At 68.0% G+C, this 14,684-nt stretch carries 17 protein-coding genes; 10 read left to right on the top strand and 7 right to left on the bottom strand.

What is annotated here, in order from left to right; translation table 11 throughout:
• Positions 1 to 4: 4 nt before the first annotated feature.
• Complete coding sequence (locus tag BES08_RS09650; RefSeq protein WP_069708199.1) at positions 5 to 1,195, top strand: sulfotransferase family protein; 1,191 nt, start codon at positions 5 to 7, stop codon at positions 1,193 to 1,195.
• Positions 1,192 to 2,208, top strand: coding sequence for an alcohol dehydrogenase catalytic domain-containing protein (locus BES08_RS09645; protein WP_069708198.1), 1,017 nt, complete (start codon positions 1,192 to 1,194; stop codon positions 2,206 to 2,208). The genes BES08_RS09650 and BES08_RS09645 overlap by 4 nt, the downstream gene beginning before the upstream one ends.
• 117 nt (positions 2,209 to 2,325) lie before the next feature.
• Here the strand turns inward: BES08_RS09645 and BES08_RS09640 are convergent, their stop codons facing one another.
• Positions 2,326 to 3,552, bottom strand: a complete 1,227-nt coding sequence (locus BES08_RS09640; protein WP_069708197.1) for an MFS transporter — start codon at positions 3,550 to 3,552, stop codon at positions 2,326 to 2,328.
• A gap of 205 nt (positions 3,553 to 3,757) precedes the next feature.
• Here BES08_RS09640 and BES08_RS09635 point away from each other — a divergent pair, with 205 nt between their 5' ends.
• The 4 genes from BES08_RS09635 to BES08_RS09620 are packed head-to-tail and all read left to right on the top strand — an operon-like array spanning position 3,758 to position 7,819.
• On the top strand, positions 3,758 to 4,285 hold the full coding sequence (locus BES08_RS09635; RefSeq protein WP_008830181.1) for a Csu type fimbrial protein: 528 nt from the start codon (positions 3,758 to 3,760) through the stop codon (positions 4,283 to 4,285).
• Entirely contained in the window at positions 4,285 to 4,983 is a 699-nt protein-coding gene (locus tag BES08_RS09630) for a fimbrial biogenesis chaperone (RefSeq protein ID WP_008830180.1), read from the top strand. The genes BES08_RS09635 and BES08_RS09630 overlap by 1 nt, the downstream gene beginning before the upstream one ends.
• Before the next feature lie 17 nt (positions 4,984 to 5,000).
• Positions 5,001 to 7,322 (top strand): fimbria/pilus outer membrane usher protein, encoded by a 2,322-nt coding sequence (locus BES08_RS09625; protein WP_069708196.1) that lies wholly within the window; start codon positions 5,001 to 5,003, stop codon positions 7,320 to 7,322.
• Positions 7,323 to 7,324: 2 nt separating this feature from the next.
• Positions 7,325 to 7,819 (top strand): Csu type fimbrial protein, encoded by a 495-nt coding sequence (locus BES08_RS09620; RefSeq protein ID WP_069708195.1) that lies wholly within the window; start codon positions 7,325 to 7,327, stop codon positions 7,817 to 7,819.
• 157 nt (positions 7,820 to 7,976) lie between these two features.
• Here BES08_RS09620 and BES08_RS09615 read toward each other — a convergent pair whose 3' ends face one another.
• The 4 genes from BES08_RS09615 to BES08_RS09600 form a co-directional block, all read right to left on the bottom strand.
• A complete protein-coding gene (locus tag BES08_RS09615) occupies positions 7,977 to 8,750 on the bottom strand; it encodes a sulfite exporter TauE/SafE family protein (protein ID WP_008830177.1) in 774 nt (257 codons plus the stop codon).
• 169 nt (positions 8,751 to 8,919) lie between these two features.
• Entirely contained in the window at positions 8,920 to 9,096 is a 177-nt protein-coding gene (locus tag BES08_RS09610) for a YezD family protein (RefSeq protein WP_008830176.1), read from the bottom strand.
• A 103-nt stretch (positions 9,097 to 9,199) separates the two neighbouring features.
• Complete coding sequence (locus tag BES08_RS09605) at positions 9,200 to 9,652, bottom strand: RrF2 family transcriptional regulator (RefSeq protein ID WP_008830175.1); 453 nt, start codon at positions 9,650 to 9,652, stop codon at positions 9,200 to 9,202.
• A 250-nt stretch (positions 9,653 to 9,902) separates the two neighbouring features.
• Positions 9,903 to 10,643: an energy transducer TonB gene (locus BES08_RS09600; protein WP_069708194.1), complete on the bottom strand. Its 741-nt coding sequence runs from the start codon at positions 10,641 to 10,643 to the stop codon at positions 9,903 to 9,905.
• A 150-nt stretch (positions 10,644 to 10,793) separates the two neighbouring features.
• Between BES08_RS09600 and BES08_RS09595 the strand changes: the two genes are divergently transcribed.
• The 4 genes from BES08_RS09595 (at position 10,794) to BES08_RS09580 (ending at position 13,773) form a co-directional block, all read left to right on the top strand.
• Complete coding sequence (locus BES08_RS09595; RefSeq protein WP_008830173.1) at positions 10,794 to 11,063, top strand: GlsB/YeaQ/YmgE family stress response membrane protein; 270 nt, start codon at positions 10,794 to 10,796, stop codon at positions 11,061 to 11,063.
• Positions 11,064 to 11,192: 129 nt separating this feature from the next.
• Positions 11,193 to 11,468 carry a hypothetical protein gene (locus tag BES08_RS09590; protein WP_008830172.1) on the top strand — a complete coding sequence of 92 codons (276 nt, stop codon included), beginning with the start codon at positions 11,193 to 11,195 and terminating at the stop codon, positions 11,466 to 11,468.
• Positions 11,469 to 11,724: 256 nt separating this feature from the next.
• Positions 11,725 to 12,327, top strand: a complete 603-nt coding sequence (locus BES08_RS09585; RefSeq protein WP_069709212.1) for a superoxide dismutase — start codon at positions 11,725 to 11,727, stop codon at positions 12,325 to 12,327.
• Between the two features lie 267 nt (positions 12,328 to 12,594).
• Positions 12,595 to 13,773: an MFS transporter gene (locus BES08_RS09580; RefSeq protein ID WP_069708193.1), complete on the top strand. Its 1,179-nt coding sequence runs from the start codon at positions 12,595 to 12,597 to the stop codon at positions 13,771 to 13,773.
• Here the strand turns inward: BES08_RS09580 and BES08_RS09575 are convergent.
• Together BES08_RS09575 and BES08_RS32790 are read right to left on the bottom strand one after the other, a co-directional pair.
• Positions 13,751 to 14,299 carry a sigma-70 family RNA polymerase sigma factor gene (locus BES08_RS09575; RefSeq protein ID WP_008830169.1) on the bottom strand — a complete coding sequence of 183 codons (549 nt, stop codon included), beginning with the start codon at positions 14,297 to 14,299 and terminating at the stop codon, positions 13,751 to 13,753. The genes BES08_RS09580 and BES08_RS09575 overlap by 23 nt on opposite strands.
• The gene (locus tag BES08_RS32790; protein ID WP_155986315.1) at positions 14,292 to 14,477 is read right to left on the bottom strand and encodes a NepR family anti-sigma factor; all 186 of its coding nucleotides are present in this window, start codon (positions 14,475 to 14,477) and stop codon (positions 14,292 to 14,294) included. The genes BES08_RS09575 and BES08_RS32790 overlap by 8 nt, the downstream gene beginning before the upstream one ends.
• Positions 14,478 to 14,684 lie beyond the last annotated feature (207 nt).

Here is a 14,684-nt window from a genome sequence, read left to right as displayed (position 1 = left end):
AGCGATGGACCTCGGCTACGATCCGCCCGAAACCTTCCGCCATGCGCTCGGCCAGTTGCACGATACCGTCATCGCCGAGACCGGCAGGGACGATTTCGGTACGGCCGACTACCTGCCGGGCCTCACCGTGCTGCTGCAGTCGATGGACTACGACCCGCGCTTTTCCGAACAGGGCAGGCGCGCTGCATGGGGCATGGTCGTCGGCGTGCTGCGCGGGCGGGTGCAGGCGGTCGCGGCGATGAAGGCGAACCCCGGCTTCGATGCGGCCCCGGTGCTGTCGCCGGTGGTCATCACCGGGGTGCCGCGCACCGGCACGACGGCGCTGCACCGGTTGCTTGCGGTCGATCTGCGCTTTCAGGGGCTGCAGACGTGGCTGCTCGACAGCCCGATGCCGCGCCCGCCGATGGCGCGCTGGGCGGAGTATCCGCAGTATCGCAAGACCCTCGCCGGGCTGGATGCGCAGTATGCGGCGCTGCCCGATGCCAGGGCCGCGCATTTCCGCGCTGCCGAGGAAGTCCACGAATGCTGCATGCTGCTGCGGCAGTCGTTCGTCTCGAACTTGTGGTCGTGCGGGTGGTCGGCGGCGACTTACGATGCGTGGTGGCAGTGCCAGAGCGAGGCGGCGGCCTATTCTCACTTCGCGCGGTGCGTCCGGCTGATCGGTATGAATGATCCCGACAAACGCTGGCTGCTCAAGAACCCCGGTCATATCGCGCATCTCGACCTGCTGCTGGCGGTGTTCCCCGACGCCCGCGTGATCCAGACTCACCGCGACCCGGGCAAGGCGGTGCCCAGCCTCGTCTCGCTGCTGATGAACATGAACGGGCTGATGGAGCCCGACCGCAAGCAGCAGCGCGCGGAAAACCTGCTGCGCCGCGAAGTCGCCAAGTGGGCCAATGCGGTGGAGAAGTGCGAGGCGGTGCGCGCGCGGTATCCGGGTCAGGTGCTCGATGTGGTCCACACCGATTTCCACGCCCGCCCGATGGAGACGGTGGAGGCGATCTATCGCTTCATCGGCATGGACATTCCCGAGGAAACCCGAGCCGCGTTGCACCGCCGGATCGAGGAGAAGCCCGAACTCAGCCACGGCGTCCACCGCTATTCCATCACCGACTACGGTATGACCGCCGATGAGGCGCGCGAGCCTTTCCGCGCTTACATAGAGCGCTACGACCTGCTGGAGACGCGGGCATGAAGGCGGCGATCTATCCCGGCAGCGGCCAGCCGATCGTGATCGAGACGATCGCCGACCCAAAGCCCGGCCCCGGCGACCTGCTGATCCGCGTGGACCGCTGCGGCATCTGCGGCACCGACCTTGCCATGACCAGGGGCGGCGCGTGGGACTTCGGCGCCGGTGTCCAGTTCGGGCACGAGTTCGCCGGAACCGTGGTCGAGGTCGGCCGCGGGGTCGAGGGCTGGAAGGTCGGCGATCCGCTGGCGGTGCTGCCCTCGGTCGCCTGCGGGGAGTGCGAGACCTGCCGCGCCCATGGCAACAATGTGCTGTGCCGCGAGAGCCCCGCGCGGGCCTCGGTCGGCTTCGCGCAATACGCCCGGATATCGGCTAGCGTCGCCACTCCGCTGCCGAAGACGCTTTCCATGGCTGACGGGGCGCTGATCGAACCCTTGGCGATCAGCCTTTACGGCACGCAGATGGCGCGAATACGGCCGGGCGAGCGGGTGCTGGTGCTCGGCGGCGGGACGGTGGCGCTCTATGCGATCTGGTGGGCGCGGCGGCTGGGAGCGGGGCGGGTGACCGCGATGTCGCGCTCGTCGCGGCGGCGGGACTTGTGCCTGCAGATGGGGGCGGACGCCTTCGTGGCCTTCGGGGACAACGAGGCGGGCGAAGTCGTCGAGGCGCTGGGCGGTGCACCGCAGGTGGTGCTGGAGGGCGTGGGCGCGCCGGGGATGCTTGGCCGCGCGGTCCAGCACGCTGCGCCGTTCGGGCGGATCGTCAGCCTGGGGTTCTGCACCGCGCCCGACCCGGTGATCCCGGCGATCGCGAGCTACAAGTGCGTGTCGATGCACTTCGCGGTCGGCTATTCCATGCGGGAGTTTCTTTTCATCGCCGACCTTCTGGGACGCGGCCATGTCCATGCCGATCCCAAGGCGATCGTCACCGACACCATCGCCTTGGAGCAGTTGCCTGCGATGTTCGAGACCCTGCGCGGCCCGAATGCGGAAACCAAGGTCCACGTGCGCTGCGATTAGGTCGTCGTCCCGGACTTGATCCGGGACCGCTGGCTGTCTTTAGGTAAGAGCTAGCTGCGCGCGCCCGCGAGGTGGGCTGTTCATGGTCAGCGGTCCCGGATCAAGTCCGGGACGACGTCAGGCCGGCACCGGTTCCCCCAACGCTTCCTCCACCTGCGGCCCCTTGCGCAGCATGAGCAGCAGCAGGGCGCCTGCGAATACCGACGTGCCCACGGTCACCAGGAACGTGTCGAAACTGCCGGTCCGCGCCAGCGTCCAGCTCAGCAGCGCTGCTCCCGAAGCGGCCGCCAGCGAGCACACCCCCGTCAGCAGCCCGAGCACGCTGGAATAGATTCGCGTCCGGAAGTGCCGCGCGACGAGGAAGGCGAGGATATCCCCTTCCGCCCCCACCGCGAAGCCGAGGCTGAAGATCGCCGCGGTCACCACTGCCGGCGCGTCCCAGTTGCTCGCCAGCACGAACAGCCCGAGCCCCGGCAGCGCCAGCATCACGAACGACACCACTTGCGGCGCGAAGCGGTCGAGCGCCACGCCGGTCACGAAGCGGCCCAGCAGCATCCCCACCGCCAGCGCGGTGAACATGATCGAGGCGCCTTCGCCGCTGATCCCCTGATCGAGCACCAGCATCTTGAGCTGCACGAGAATCAGCGTCAGTGGCAGGTTGCACAAGTACATCGCGCCGAACAGGATCCAGAACGCCCGCTCGCCGAAGATCTCGGGATAGTCGTCGCGCGCGCGGCGCTTGGGCGCGGTGACGAGGGCCGCATGCGCTCGTCCGCCGGGGATGAGCAGGAACACGACGATGCCGGTGAGCACCGTGAACAGCGCCAGCATCCGGTACGTCGCCGACCAGCCGTGCGCCTCGACGAACTCGTTGATGACCGGCCCGCCGATCGCGGCGAACAGGGCCGGGCCGCAGGCGACGATTGCAAGACCGAGGCCGCGCGCGTGCTCGATATGCTGGACGACGAGGCGCGTGTAGACCGTCGCGGTGGTCGTCACGCAAATGATGCTCTGGAAGATGAAGATCGCCAGATAGGCCTCGAACGAGCCGCCGATGAGGCTGAAGCCCAGCATCGTCAGCGGCATGGCGACGATCCCGATCAGCGCGGTCAGCTTGACCCCGAAGAGGTCGGCGAGGCGGCCGATGAAGGGCATCGACAGCGCCGTCAACATGCCGAGCATGCCGGTCATCGCGAACTGCGCCTTGGACCACCCGGCATCGGCGACGAGCGAGGGCGCGATCGCGCTGGTGACGGTGCCGATGATCGACATGCCCGTACCCATGCCCAGCGTCGCCGCCAGCAGCGGGCGCCACGCGGCACCGATTTCCGATAGATAGCGCAAGGTCAGGTCTCTCCGGGGCGATTTTCGTTATGCCCGCCAGCTTGCCACCTGACCGGCCGGGGCAAAAGCGCAGGACCGCCCCGCACGGGCTATTTCACGCCGGGGCAATCGGAAATCGCCGGAGCGTTTGGTTGCCGCGTTCCTAGGTGAACCACCGGGGAGGGCGTTGGAAGGCTGGGCAACCCTGACTTGGTAAACGATTGCCATGAGCAACGTTCACCATGCCCGCGGCGCTCGCCGCCTTCGCCCGCTTGCCGCAGGGTTCGCCCTTGCCGCAGGTATCGTCCTCGCGCCCCAGGCCGCGTCCGCCGCGACGGTGACCGACACCATCACGGTGACGGCCAACGTGCAGTCGGCCTGCGTCGTCGCCGCCAGCCCGCTGGCTTTCGGCAACTACAACCCGACGTCGTCCTCGAACGTCGACGCGACCACCACCGTCAACGTCACCTGCACGCAGGGCACCCCCTACAACGTCGGCCTCAATGCGGGCACGACGACCGGCGGCACGACTACCGTGCGCAAGCTCAATTCCTCCGGCCATACCCTCAACTACGCGCTCTATTCCGATTCCGGCCGCACCACGAACTGGGGCAACACCGTCAATACCGACACCGTCGCGGGCACCGCCGGGACTTCCGCCACCGCCTACACCGTCTACGGCCGCATCCCCGGCAGCCAGAACACCACGGCGGGCGCCTACACCGACTCGGTGACCGTCACGGTGACCTACTGATGACCTTTCGGCGCGCTCCGGTACTGCTGGCGGCCCTGTTTGTTGCCATGTGGGGCGGCTTTGCCGCCCCGGCGCGGGCGGGTTCGCTCAGCGTGATGCCGGTGCGCGTCGATGTACCTTCGGGCCGCCGCTTCTGCTCGCTGACGCTGGGCAACGATTCCGACCGCGCGGTGACCGTGCAGGTGCGCGGCTTCGCATGGAGCCGCGACGAGGGCGGTGCCGACATTCTCGATCCCGATACCGACTTCGTCGTCAATCCGCCGATCGCGACGATTGCGCCGCACGGCACGCGGCTGGTGCGCTGCAGCCTGCCCGCCGATACAGGGGCGCAGGCGGAAAGGCAGTGGCGCCTGATCGTCGACGAACTTCCCGACCCCACGCAGGCCCAGCCAGGCGTGGTGCAGACCTTGCTGCGCCTCTCGGTCCCGGTGTTCCGGGGCGCCGAGGGCGTGGCACCGCAGTTCACCGCCTCCACCTCGCCGCTGGGGCTGCGCCTTGCCAATACGGGCAGCGGCCACGCCCGGATCGTGGCGCTCACTCTGCAAGGGGCGAGCGAGACGGTAACGCTGGACAAGCCGTTCTATCTCCTTGCCGGAGGTGCGCAGCTGATCCCGGCCGAGCGCCTGCCGCGCGGTCTGTTCTCCATCCACGTGCGTGCCGAGGAGGGCGAGTATACCGTCGCCCTCCCTGCGCCGTGAGCTGATGGTCGCCTCCGGTGAAGCGCACCTCCCGCCGCCTTGCGGCAGCCCTTTCGGCTGCGCTTGCCCTGTCGCCTGCGATCGGCGTCGGAACTGCCTGCGCGCAGTCGGTGGCCGAGGCGGCGCCCATGCCGGTCGGCGTCGTCCTCAACGGGCAGGCGATCGCCGAGCCCGGCCTGCTCATCGTGCATGACGGCCACCTCCTTGCGCGGCGCAGCGACATCGAGAGCTGGGGCCTCGCCGCCCATTCCATGATCGCGTCCGAGACGCTGGGCGGCGAAAGCTACGTCGCGCTGGACCGCGTGAAGGGTCTTGTCGCGCGGCTCGACGCGGACGGGGCGACGCTGCTGGTCGATGCCGACGTCAGCCTGTTTCCGCGCTACACGTTCGATCCCGGCCGCCATGTCGTGCCGCTGGCGCAGACGATCCCGGCGCAGTTCCTCGATTACGACCTGACGCTGTCCGACTGGAACGGCCACGCGCGGCTTGGCGGTTTCGTCGATGCGGGCGTTTCCGGACCTTGGGGCGTCGCCGACTCCAGCTTTCTCGTCGACAGCGACCGGGGAGGCGTCGTGCGGCTGGATACCGCGCTGCGCCGGGACTTTCCCCAGCAGCGGATGCGGCTGGTGCTGGGCGACACCGTCGGCACCGGCGCGCCGTGGAGCCGTCCGGTGCGGTATGGCGGGGTGTTCCTCGGCACCGATTTCTCGCTCGATCCTCAGAGCATCAACTTCCCGCTGCCGGTGATCTCCGGGAGCGCGCTGACGGCTTCGACCGTTGAACTTATGGCGCAATCGTCGCGCCAGTCGATGGACGTCGGGCCGGGCGCCTTCGACCTCACCCTCCAGCCGCGCCTTACCGGGGCCGGGCAAGTGACGATGAGCGTGCGTGACCTTGCGGGCAATACCCGGCAGGTGACGCGCAGCTTCTACGCGAGCCCGAGCCTGCTGCGCCCCGGCCTCTCCGAATTCGCGATCGAGGCGGGCGCGCTGCGGAGGCGCTTCGGCTTCGACAGCTTCGCCTATGGCCCTCTGTTCGCGGCGGCCGGACTGCGGCGCGGGATCACCAATGCGCTGACCCTCGAAGGGCGCGTGGAGGTCAGCGGTCGCACGCGCATGGCGGGCCTTGGCGCGGCGATGGTGCTGGGCGCGGTGGGCGAGGTTTCGCTTGCAGGCGCGGTGTCGCAAGGGTCAGCGGGGACCGGGACGCTGGTGCGCGCGCAAATGCAGCGCGTCACGCCGGTCTATACCTTCACCGCCAGCTACGAACGCGCCGACGCGCAGTTCCGGCAGGTGGGCGAGGGCCGCTTCAACGGCGGCGGGCGCAGCGAACTGGCGGTCGCGGGAGGGCTTTCGCTCGGACGGATCGGCAGCCTCAATGCCAGCTATGCGCGGCTGACGCAGGGTATCGGCGGGGAAGGACAAACCCGCTACGATCTCGCCTCGGCCTACTACACGGCGAACCTGCGCGGCGGCTATCTCTCGGCGGGCGTGCAGTACACCGCCTATCGCGCGGGGCGGCGCGACGCGGGACTGTTCGGCTCGCTGACCATTCCGCTGGGACCGCGACGCAATGCTTCGGTGATCGCCGAGCCCGGCCGTGCGGCCGCGACTTTCACGCAGAACCTGCCCGACCGCAGCGGCTTCGGCGCGCGGGCGCTGGCCGGGCGCGATAGCGGCGCGGCATGGCTGGAGGGCGGGCTCGGCTATCGCAGCGGCGCGGGCGACATCCGCCTAGACGCGGCGCAGCGGCGTGGGCAGCAGGGCGTGCAGCTCAACGTGCGCGGCGGCCTGCTCAGGGTGGACGGAACGCTCGTCGCCAGCCAGCACATCGACGACGGCTTCGCGCTGGTCGACGTGGCCAGCGACGCCCCGGTCACCGTCACCGTCGAGAACCGCCCGCGTCCGACCAAGGCCGGGCGCGGGCGCGGCGTGATCGTCACCGGCCTCCAGCCTTATGCCGAGAACCACATCGGCATCGACGCCGCCGAAGTGCCGATCGCGGACGACCTCGACACCGCGCAGCAGGTCGTCGCGCCGGGCTGGCGGCAGGCGGTGCGGGTGCGCTTCGGCACCGTGGGCGGGCAGGGCGTGCGGCTGCGGGTGCTCGATACGCAGGGAATTCCGCTCCAGACCGGATCGAGCATCGCTTGGGCAGGCGGGGTGGGCGTCGTAGGCTACGACGGGGAAGTCTGGCTCGAAGGCTATCGCGGCGGTGCGGGCACGCTCAGCGTCTCGGGTGCGGGCGGGACGTGCCTGGCGCCGATCCCGGCGCTGGGCGAGGACGCGCGGCTTGCGGCAACGCCGGTCACTTGCGTGCGCGGGAACGAAAGGACGTGAAGATGCGGCTTGCCACTCGGTTCCTCGCGGCGCTGGGGGGACTGGCGTGCGGGCTCGCGCCCACTGCGGCGGCGGACGCGGCGGGGTGCCTCGTGTGCATCTGCTCGGTCTCGACCACCAATCTCAGCTTCGGGACGTACAACCCGGCCAATACCTCGCCGACCACGGCGACGGCGACGGTCACCGCCAACTGCATCTCGGTCAGCGTGCCGATGAACGCGACGGTCGATCTTGCGCTGAGTGCGGGCACGTCGGGCAACGCGGCGGCGCGGCAGATGGCGAACGGGGCCGCGCGGCTGAACTACAACATCTATCAGGACGCAGGCTACGCCACGGTCTGGGGGAACAACAGCAATGGCGGCTCCTCGCAGTCGATGCTGATCAACAACCTGCTGAATTTCAACGCGACCAAGATGGCCTATGGGCGGATTCCGGCGGGGCAGTACGCGAAGACGGGGGGCTATTCGGACCCGGTCGTGGTGACGTTCACGTTTTGACGTCAGGCCCAGCCCGTCCGGCTAGTTCGCTTCGCTCCCAAGCCTCCCGGCCCTCCCGCAGGCGGGAGGGCTGACGCGATTTTCCCCTCCCGCTTGCGGGAGGGGCAGCGAGACTTGGTCCGCAGGACCTAGTCGCAGCGGGGTGGGCAAGGCGTCCTCAGAAGATCGGCCACGACTTCCAGATGCTGAACACGCTGGTGGCGATCAGCACCACCGAGACGGCCGCGAGCAGCGTGCGCGGCTTGATGCGCTTGGCGAAGAGGGCGCCGAAGGGCGCAGCTACGACGCCGCCGATGATCAGGCCGACCGTCGCCACCGTGAAGGCCGAAAGCCCGATGGTGGAGATGAACGCGATCGAGATCGAGGTGGTCAGCAGGAATTCGGCGGTGTTGACGGTGCCGATCGTCTTGGCCGGTTCGCCGCCCTGCACCAGCAGGTTGGAGGTGACCACCGGACCCCAGCCGCCGCCGCCCGCCGCGTCGAGGAAGCCGCCCGCCAGCGCCAGAGGGGCGGTGTACTTGGGGTCCGCGAAGCTCGGCTTGCGCATGCGGATGGCGCGGAACATCAGGTAGATGCCGATGCCGGTGAGGTAGATCATGACGTAGGGCTTGGCCACCGAGGCGTCGATGCTCGACAGCAGGTAGGCACCGGCGACGCCGCCGATGATGCCGGTCGGCACCAGCCGCAGGAACAGGCCCCAGTTCACGTTGCGGTGCAGGATATGGCTGATGCCCGAGGTGCCGGTGGTGAACAGCTCGACCAGGTGGACGCTGGCCGAGGCCGCTGCCGGAGGAACACCGACCACGCTGACCAGCAGCGTCTGGGTGATCACTCCGAAGGCCATGCCGAGCGCGCCATCGACGATCTGCGCGGCGAAACCGATGGCGATGAAGGGAGCGATTTCGGCCAGTGTCGGCAGCGAATCGAGCATTCTTACTCCTCCTGGGGTGCAGGTTGGATCTGGTCGCGGCCTGTTGGCCCCATTTACTGGCCCATCTACTGGCTAGGCGAATGCCGCGCGGATGGGAACCGCGCGGATCAATCTCCAGGCAGAAGCCGCCCGGTCGTCCGGTGTGCTCGGCCTCTTCCGGTGACGTGGATCAGTGGTTGAAGCGGCGGCGCTCGGTGACGTCGACCTGCATCAGCTTGCCGTCGTGGACGGTCAGCTGGATCACGCCGAAGCGCAGGCGCTGCAGCGCCTCGATAACGTGCTGGACGCCTTCGTTGAGCAGCGGGTGTTCGGTTGCGGTCGCATCGGCGGGCTTGGCAATTCGCATGCGCATCTCCTCTCGCAGCGGGGGCGGATGCGGGCTTGGTATTCTCTATCGTAAAAGTTGACAATGGGGTCGCGGGAGAAGGTTTGCTTTCAGCCGCTAAAGCTCAGACGTCCTCGACCGCTTCCAGCCCTTCGGCGGCGGGCACAGGGTCGATCTTGTCCGACAGCCGCATCCCGTCGAGGAGGCCCGCCGTGGCGTCGCGGACCTGCAGCATCAGCGCGCGGGTGCGGCAGTCCTTTTCCTCGACGCAGTTCTTGCAGGTCTCGTGCGCGAAGCGGCTGGCGCAGGGCACCAGAGCCAGCGAGCCTCGCATCACGCGGATGAGATCGCCGTAGGTGATGTCGATCGGGGGCACGCCCAGCCAGTAACCGCCGTCCTTGCCGCGCTGCGAGGCGACGATGCCGTAGCGCGACAGTTCCGACAGGATGACGGTGAGAAACTTCGCCGGGATGTTCTGGGTCTCGGCGATGTCGGTCAGCGGGATCGGACCCTGGCCGTACTTGTCCGCGAGGTGCTGCATGGCCCGGATCGCATAGCGTGTTTTTTGCGAAAGCATCGGTGCAATTCTCGCGAGGACTTCGAAGGGGTGTCTTGGCTCCATTGGCGTGGGTGCGTCAAGCTGCGCCGTGTCGGATTACGGGGGTAACGCGCGGGGGAGGGGTTGGTGTCCCGATCTTGCCCACCCCTGCCCCCTCCCGCGAGCGGGAGGGGAATGAGAGCACTGCGCCTTGCCCTCCCGCTTATGGGAGGGCCGGGAGGCTTGCGAGCGCAGCGAACTAGCCGACGGGGTGGGCACCCCACCACTTTCAAGGCGTGTCCTCCGGCGGAAAATACCACCCGTGGGTCTCGACCATGATTGCAGCCACCGGCTCTCCCGCACGGTTACGCGAGGGCTTGAAACGGAACCGTTCAGTGATCAGCCGGCAGGTCGTCGCATCGAGGTCGGGGCGACCGCTTGAGGTGAGGATGCGGCAGTCGCTGACCCGCCCGTCCACGCCGATGCGGTACTGCAGCTTGAGTTCGCCGCCGCTTTTGGCTTCGCGCAGGTCCGGCGGCAGGTCGGAGAAATGCAGGCGTCCGCGGATCTGGCGCGGGCGGGTGAGGGTATCGTCGCCTTCGCCCGCGCCGTTGCCGCCGCCGCCGTCACCATCGCCGATCCCGCCCGCGCCCTGTCCGGGGCCGATCCGGTCCGAGGCGCCGCTTTGCGCGGCCGAACCGATACCGGCCTTCGGCGCGGTGACAATCGGTGGCGGCACGATCAGCGGGGGCAGCTTCGGCGGCGGGGCGACCACCTGCGTCGCCTTGTTGCGCAAGTTGGGAGGTGAGGGACGGCCCTTCGCGGCGGTGGAATCCGCCTTGGCCGGGATTTCCTTCGGCCGGGGTTTCTCCGGCTCCTCGCGCAGGGGAATGATCGCGGCGAGCGTCTCGCGGCGTTCCTGCGGTGTCATGCGCGCAGCAAGTCCCGCCATCATCGCCGCCAGCCCGCCCGCCACGATCAGCAGCGAGGCGAGGGCGGACGCCGCGCGGTTCCGGGCCGAAGTATACACGTCTCGCGCCTCCTTGCTGGCCAGAACCCGGCGGGCGCGCGGTTGGTTGCGGCAAAGTTCACGTTGCGACGAGGCGTTCGTATTGTTGCGGAACCTTGCGCGCTACTGCCCGTTATTAGGGTCAGCAAACTCAATTCGGAGACGGAAACCATGACCCTCCTTCTTATCCTCCTCGTCGGTGGCATCATCGGCTGGCTCGCTTCCATCCTGATGCGCACCGATGCGCAGCAGGGCATTTTCCTTAACATCGTCGTCGGCGTCGTCGGCGCGGTGATCGCCGGCTTCATCATCACCCCGCTCATCGGCGGTGCGCCGATCACCAGCGGTGCCTTCGACATCATGTCGCTGTTCGCCTCGTTCCTGGGCGCGGTCGTCCTGCTGGCGATCGTCAACCTCTTCCGTCGCGGCTCGGTTCGCTAAGAACCGCACGGTCCCGACGACCTCGAAGTGAGGCCCGCTTCGGCGGGCCTTGCGGCGGGAGGTGGCGCGTCCTCCCCTCGGCATCTTCAACGCGCCCGATACCATAAACAGGGAAAAGGATTCCTCGCCATGAAAGCCACTGCCACTTCGCGTCTTGCCATGATTGCCGTCGCTGCCGCTTCGCTGGGCCTTGCCGCCTGCAACAGCCCGCAGCAGGAAGCGACCGAGAAGGCGGCCGACGCCGTTGAGGCCCAGTCCGACGCCGCCGCCGACGCGATCGACGCGCAGGCCGATGCGACCACCGGAGCCGCCGAAGATGCGCTGGAAAACAAGGCCGACGCGGTCAAGAAGGCAGGCGACGCCAAGTCCGACGCGATGAAGGACGCTGCCGACAAGCAGAACTGACGAACCTGACGGCCGGATCACACGGCCGGTATGGGTTGGCTCGCCGGCGTTTGCTCCCCTTGCAGGACGACGGCGACCACGGGAGAGGATGGCGGCAACCCCGCCATCCTTTTTCGCATGAGAAATTCAAAATGCCGCGATTGCGCGCTTGAATTGTTGCGCTGCACGTCAGACATAGGCCGCGATCTTTTCTGCGCTTTTTCGGTTTCCCGCCGAAGTGCAGGCCAGCTTCAATAACCTGAAAAAGGACATGACCATGACCATCGCCCTCATGCCGCTGCCCTATGCGCAGGACGCGCTCGAACCGCACATCTCGAGCAAGACGCTGGAAATCCACCACGGCGCCCATCACAAGACTTACGTGGACAAGCTGAACGCCGCGATCGCCGGCACCGAGAACGAAGGCAAGTCGGTCGAAGAGATCGCCAAGTCGGCTTCCGGTCCGCTGTTCAACAACTCGGCCCAGACCTGGAACCACGGCTTCTACTGGCACTCGCTGTCGGGTGAGAAGACCGCGCCGAGCGAGAGCCTGGCCGCTGCCATCACCGCCGACTTCGGTTCGATCGACGCGCTGCTCGAAGCGCTCTCGAACGAGGCGGTGAACCACTTCTCGAACGGCTGGGCCTGGCTCGTCGTCGAAGGCGACAAGCTCAAGGTGATCTCGACCCACGACGCCGACAGCGCGCTCGTCAAGGACGTCGTGCCGCTCCTGACCGTCGACGTCTGGGAGCACGCCTACTACATCGACCAGATGAACAAGCGTCCGGCTTACGTGAAGGCGGTCCTCGAGAACATCCTCAACTGGAAGTTCGCTTCGGACAACTTCGACCGCGGCACCGCCTGGACCTACCCGGCGTAAGCCGAAGGCCAGACAGGCTTTTCAAGGCCCCCGCATCCGGCAAGGGATGCGGGGGTTTTGTTTTTTCGGGGTGCGGTTAGCCCACCCCGTCCGGCTAGGCAGCAAGCTGCCAAGCCTCCCGGCCCTCCCGCGAGCGGGAGGGCATGACGTTATTCTCCCCTCCCGCTCATCCTGAGCCTGCCGAAGGAGGGAGGGGTTGGGGGTGGGCCTTTCCTTAGTCCGCCGCACCTGCAACAAACCCGTCTTCCGACAAGGGGGACGGCTTCGATGAATCGCGCGTGGTTGACGCTGGCACTGGTCCTGTGCGGCACCATCATCGGCATGATGGGCGTCGATCTCGTCCTGCCCGCCGTGCCGCTGCTGCCCGAGGCGCTGGGCGGCGATCCGTCGCAGGCACAACTGGTGCTGGCAGCTTACGTCGGAGGCACCTGTATCGGCCTGCTCGGCTACGGCGCGCTGGGAGACCGGGTCGCGACATCGCGGCTGATCGTGGGCTCGCTGCTGGCGACCGCCGCCGTCTCTCTGGCCTGTGCGATGGCCCCGAATATCGAGGCGCTCATCGGGCTGCGCGCGCTGCAGGGCATGGTCGCGGCAGGTCCCGCCGTCTTTGCGCCGGGCATCGTCAAGGCCATGTTCGACGAGACCCGCGCGGTCCGGGCGATCGGCCTGCTGGGCAGCATCGAGGCGCTGGGGCCGGCCCTTGCCCCCGTGGCGGGCGCAGGGCTGCTGGCGCTCGGCGGCTGGTCGCTGAATTTCGAAGTCATGGCCGCCGGAGCCTTCGCGGCCGCGGTGTTGGTCATGCTCACCGGCGGCTTGCCGCAAGTGGGACGGCGCGGGCAGGGCAGCTTCATGGTGTTGCTGCGCGACCCGACGTTCCTGCGCTATGCGCTCAGCCAGGCGAGCGTGCTGGGCGGATTGCTGGTCTTCGTGTTCGGGATGCCCACCGTCTTCGTGCGCGTGCACGGCGGGACACTGGCGGACTTCATCACGATGCAGATGAGCGGCGTCGTCACCTTCATCATCGCCGCCAACACCGCCGCGCATTGGGGCGACAGGCTGGGCGCCGAGCGCGTCATCGCCTTCGGCACCGGTCTCTCCGCACTCGGAGCGGCAGGGCAGTTCGCCTACGCGCTCTCGGGCGGGACTTCGGCGCTGGTGATCACGGCGCTGTTCATCCCCGTCAACACCGGCCTCGGCCTGCGCGGTCCGGCGGGGTTCTTCCGCGCGATCCTGGCGAGCCGCGGCGACGATGCCCGCGCCAGCGCCCTGGTGATCCTGTGCATCCTGACCGCCGCAGCGCTGGGCACGAGCATCGTCTCGCCATGGATCGAGCGCGGCACCGTGCCGCTGACGGCAGCGGCGCTCGCGTTTCATCTGGCGGCGTTGGTATGTCTGGTCGCACTGCCGCCGTTGCGGCAGCCGGTCAGCCCGTCTTGCGCGCCTTGACCTCGACCTGCTGCGGCTGATCGCCGTCGAGCATCCGGGCAAGATCGGCGCGGGCACGGGCGACACGGCTCTTCATCGTGCCGATCGGGCAACCTGCGATCTCGGCCGCTTCCTCGTAGCTGAAGCCCGAGGCGCCGACGAGCAGCACCGCCTCGCGCCTTTCGGGGGCCAGCTTCTGCAGCGCGGCTTCCATGTCGTCGAGGTGAAGCGGGCCTTCCTGATCCGCTTCCATCACCAGCATCTTCTCGACCACGCCTTCGTCGAGGTCGGTCTGGCGGCGGGAGCGGCGCAGCTCGGACAGATAGTGGTTGCGCAGGATCGCGAAAGTCCAGGCGCGCATGTTGGTGCCGGCCTGATAGCGCTCGCGCGCGGTCCACGCCTTGATCGCGGCTTCCTGTACGAGATCGTCGGCAAAGTCCGGCCGTCCCGACAGGCCTCGGGCAAATGCGCGGAGATGGGGGAGGACGGAGAGCAGTTCCTTGCGGAAGCCTTCGTCCGCGGCGCTGGGCGCTATCCGGTCAGGCATCGCCGTCGTCGTCCAGCTTCTTAAGGAGATCCTTGAAGCTGTCCGGCAGCGGCTCTTCCACCACGGAGTTGTAGAGCTTCCTCAACCCCCCGGCCCAGCCGGGTTCTCCGTCTCGACGGACTTCGGGCGGCAAGCCGGGCACAGGGCCGGAGTCACCACGTCCATTGGGCTGATTCAACACGAACTCCCTTTCACCGAAAGCACACTTGCGGCGAGACCGGGGAGCGGTCAAGCCCGGCGCGCGGCCCAATGTCTTCGCGTGCAAGGCTGGCGGAAGGCGGGGCGCTGTCTCGGGCATCGTCCGGTCTGCAAGCCGAGCGGACGTCGTTTGCAGATGGAACAATCGATGCCGAGCATGGTTCCCCTCAGCGTAAAGTGTTGGCAT

This window comes from Novosphingobium resinovorum (assembly GCF_001742225.1).
GTDB classification, from domain to species: Bacteria; Pseudomonadota; Alphaproteobacteria; order Sphingomonadales; family Sphingomonadaceae; genus Novosphingobium; species Novosphingobium resinovorum_A.
Note: the sequence above shows the minus strand (reverse complement) of the source record. Positions and strands in the feature narration are given on the sequence as shown.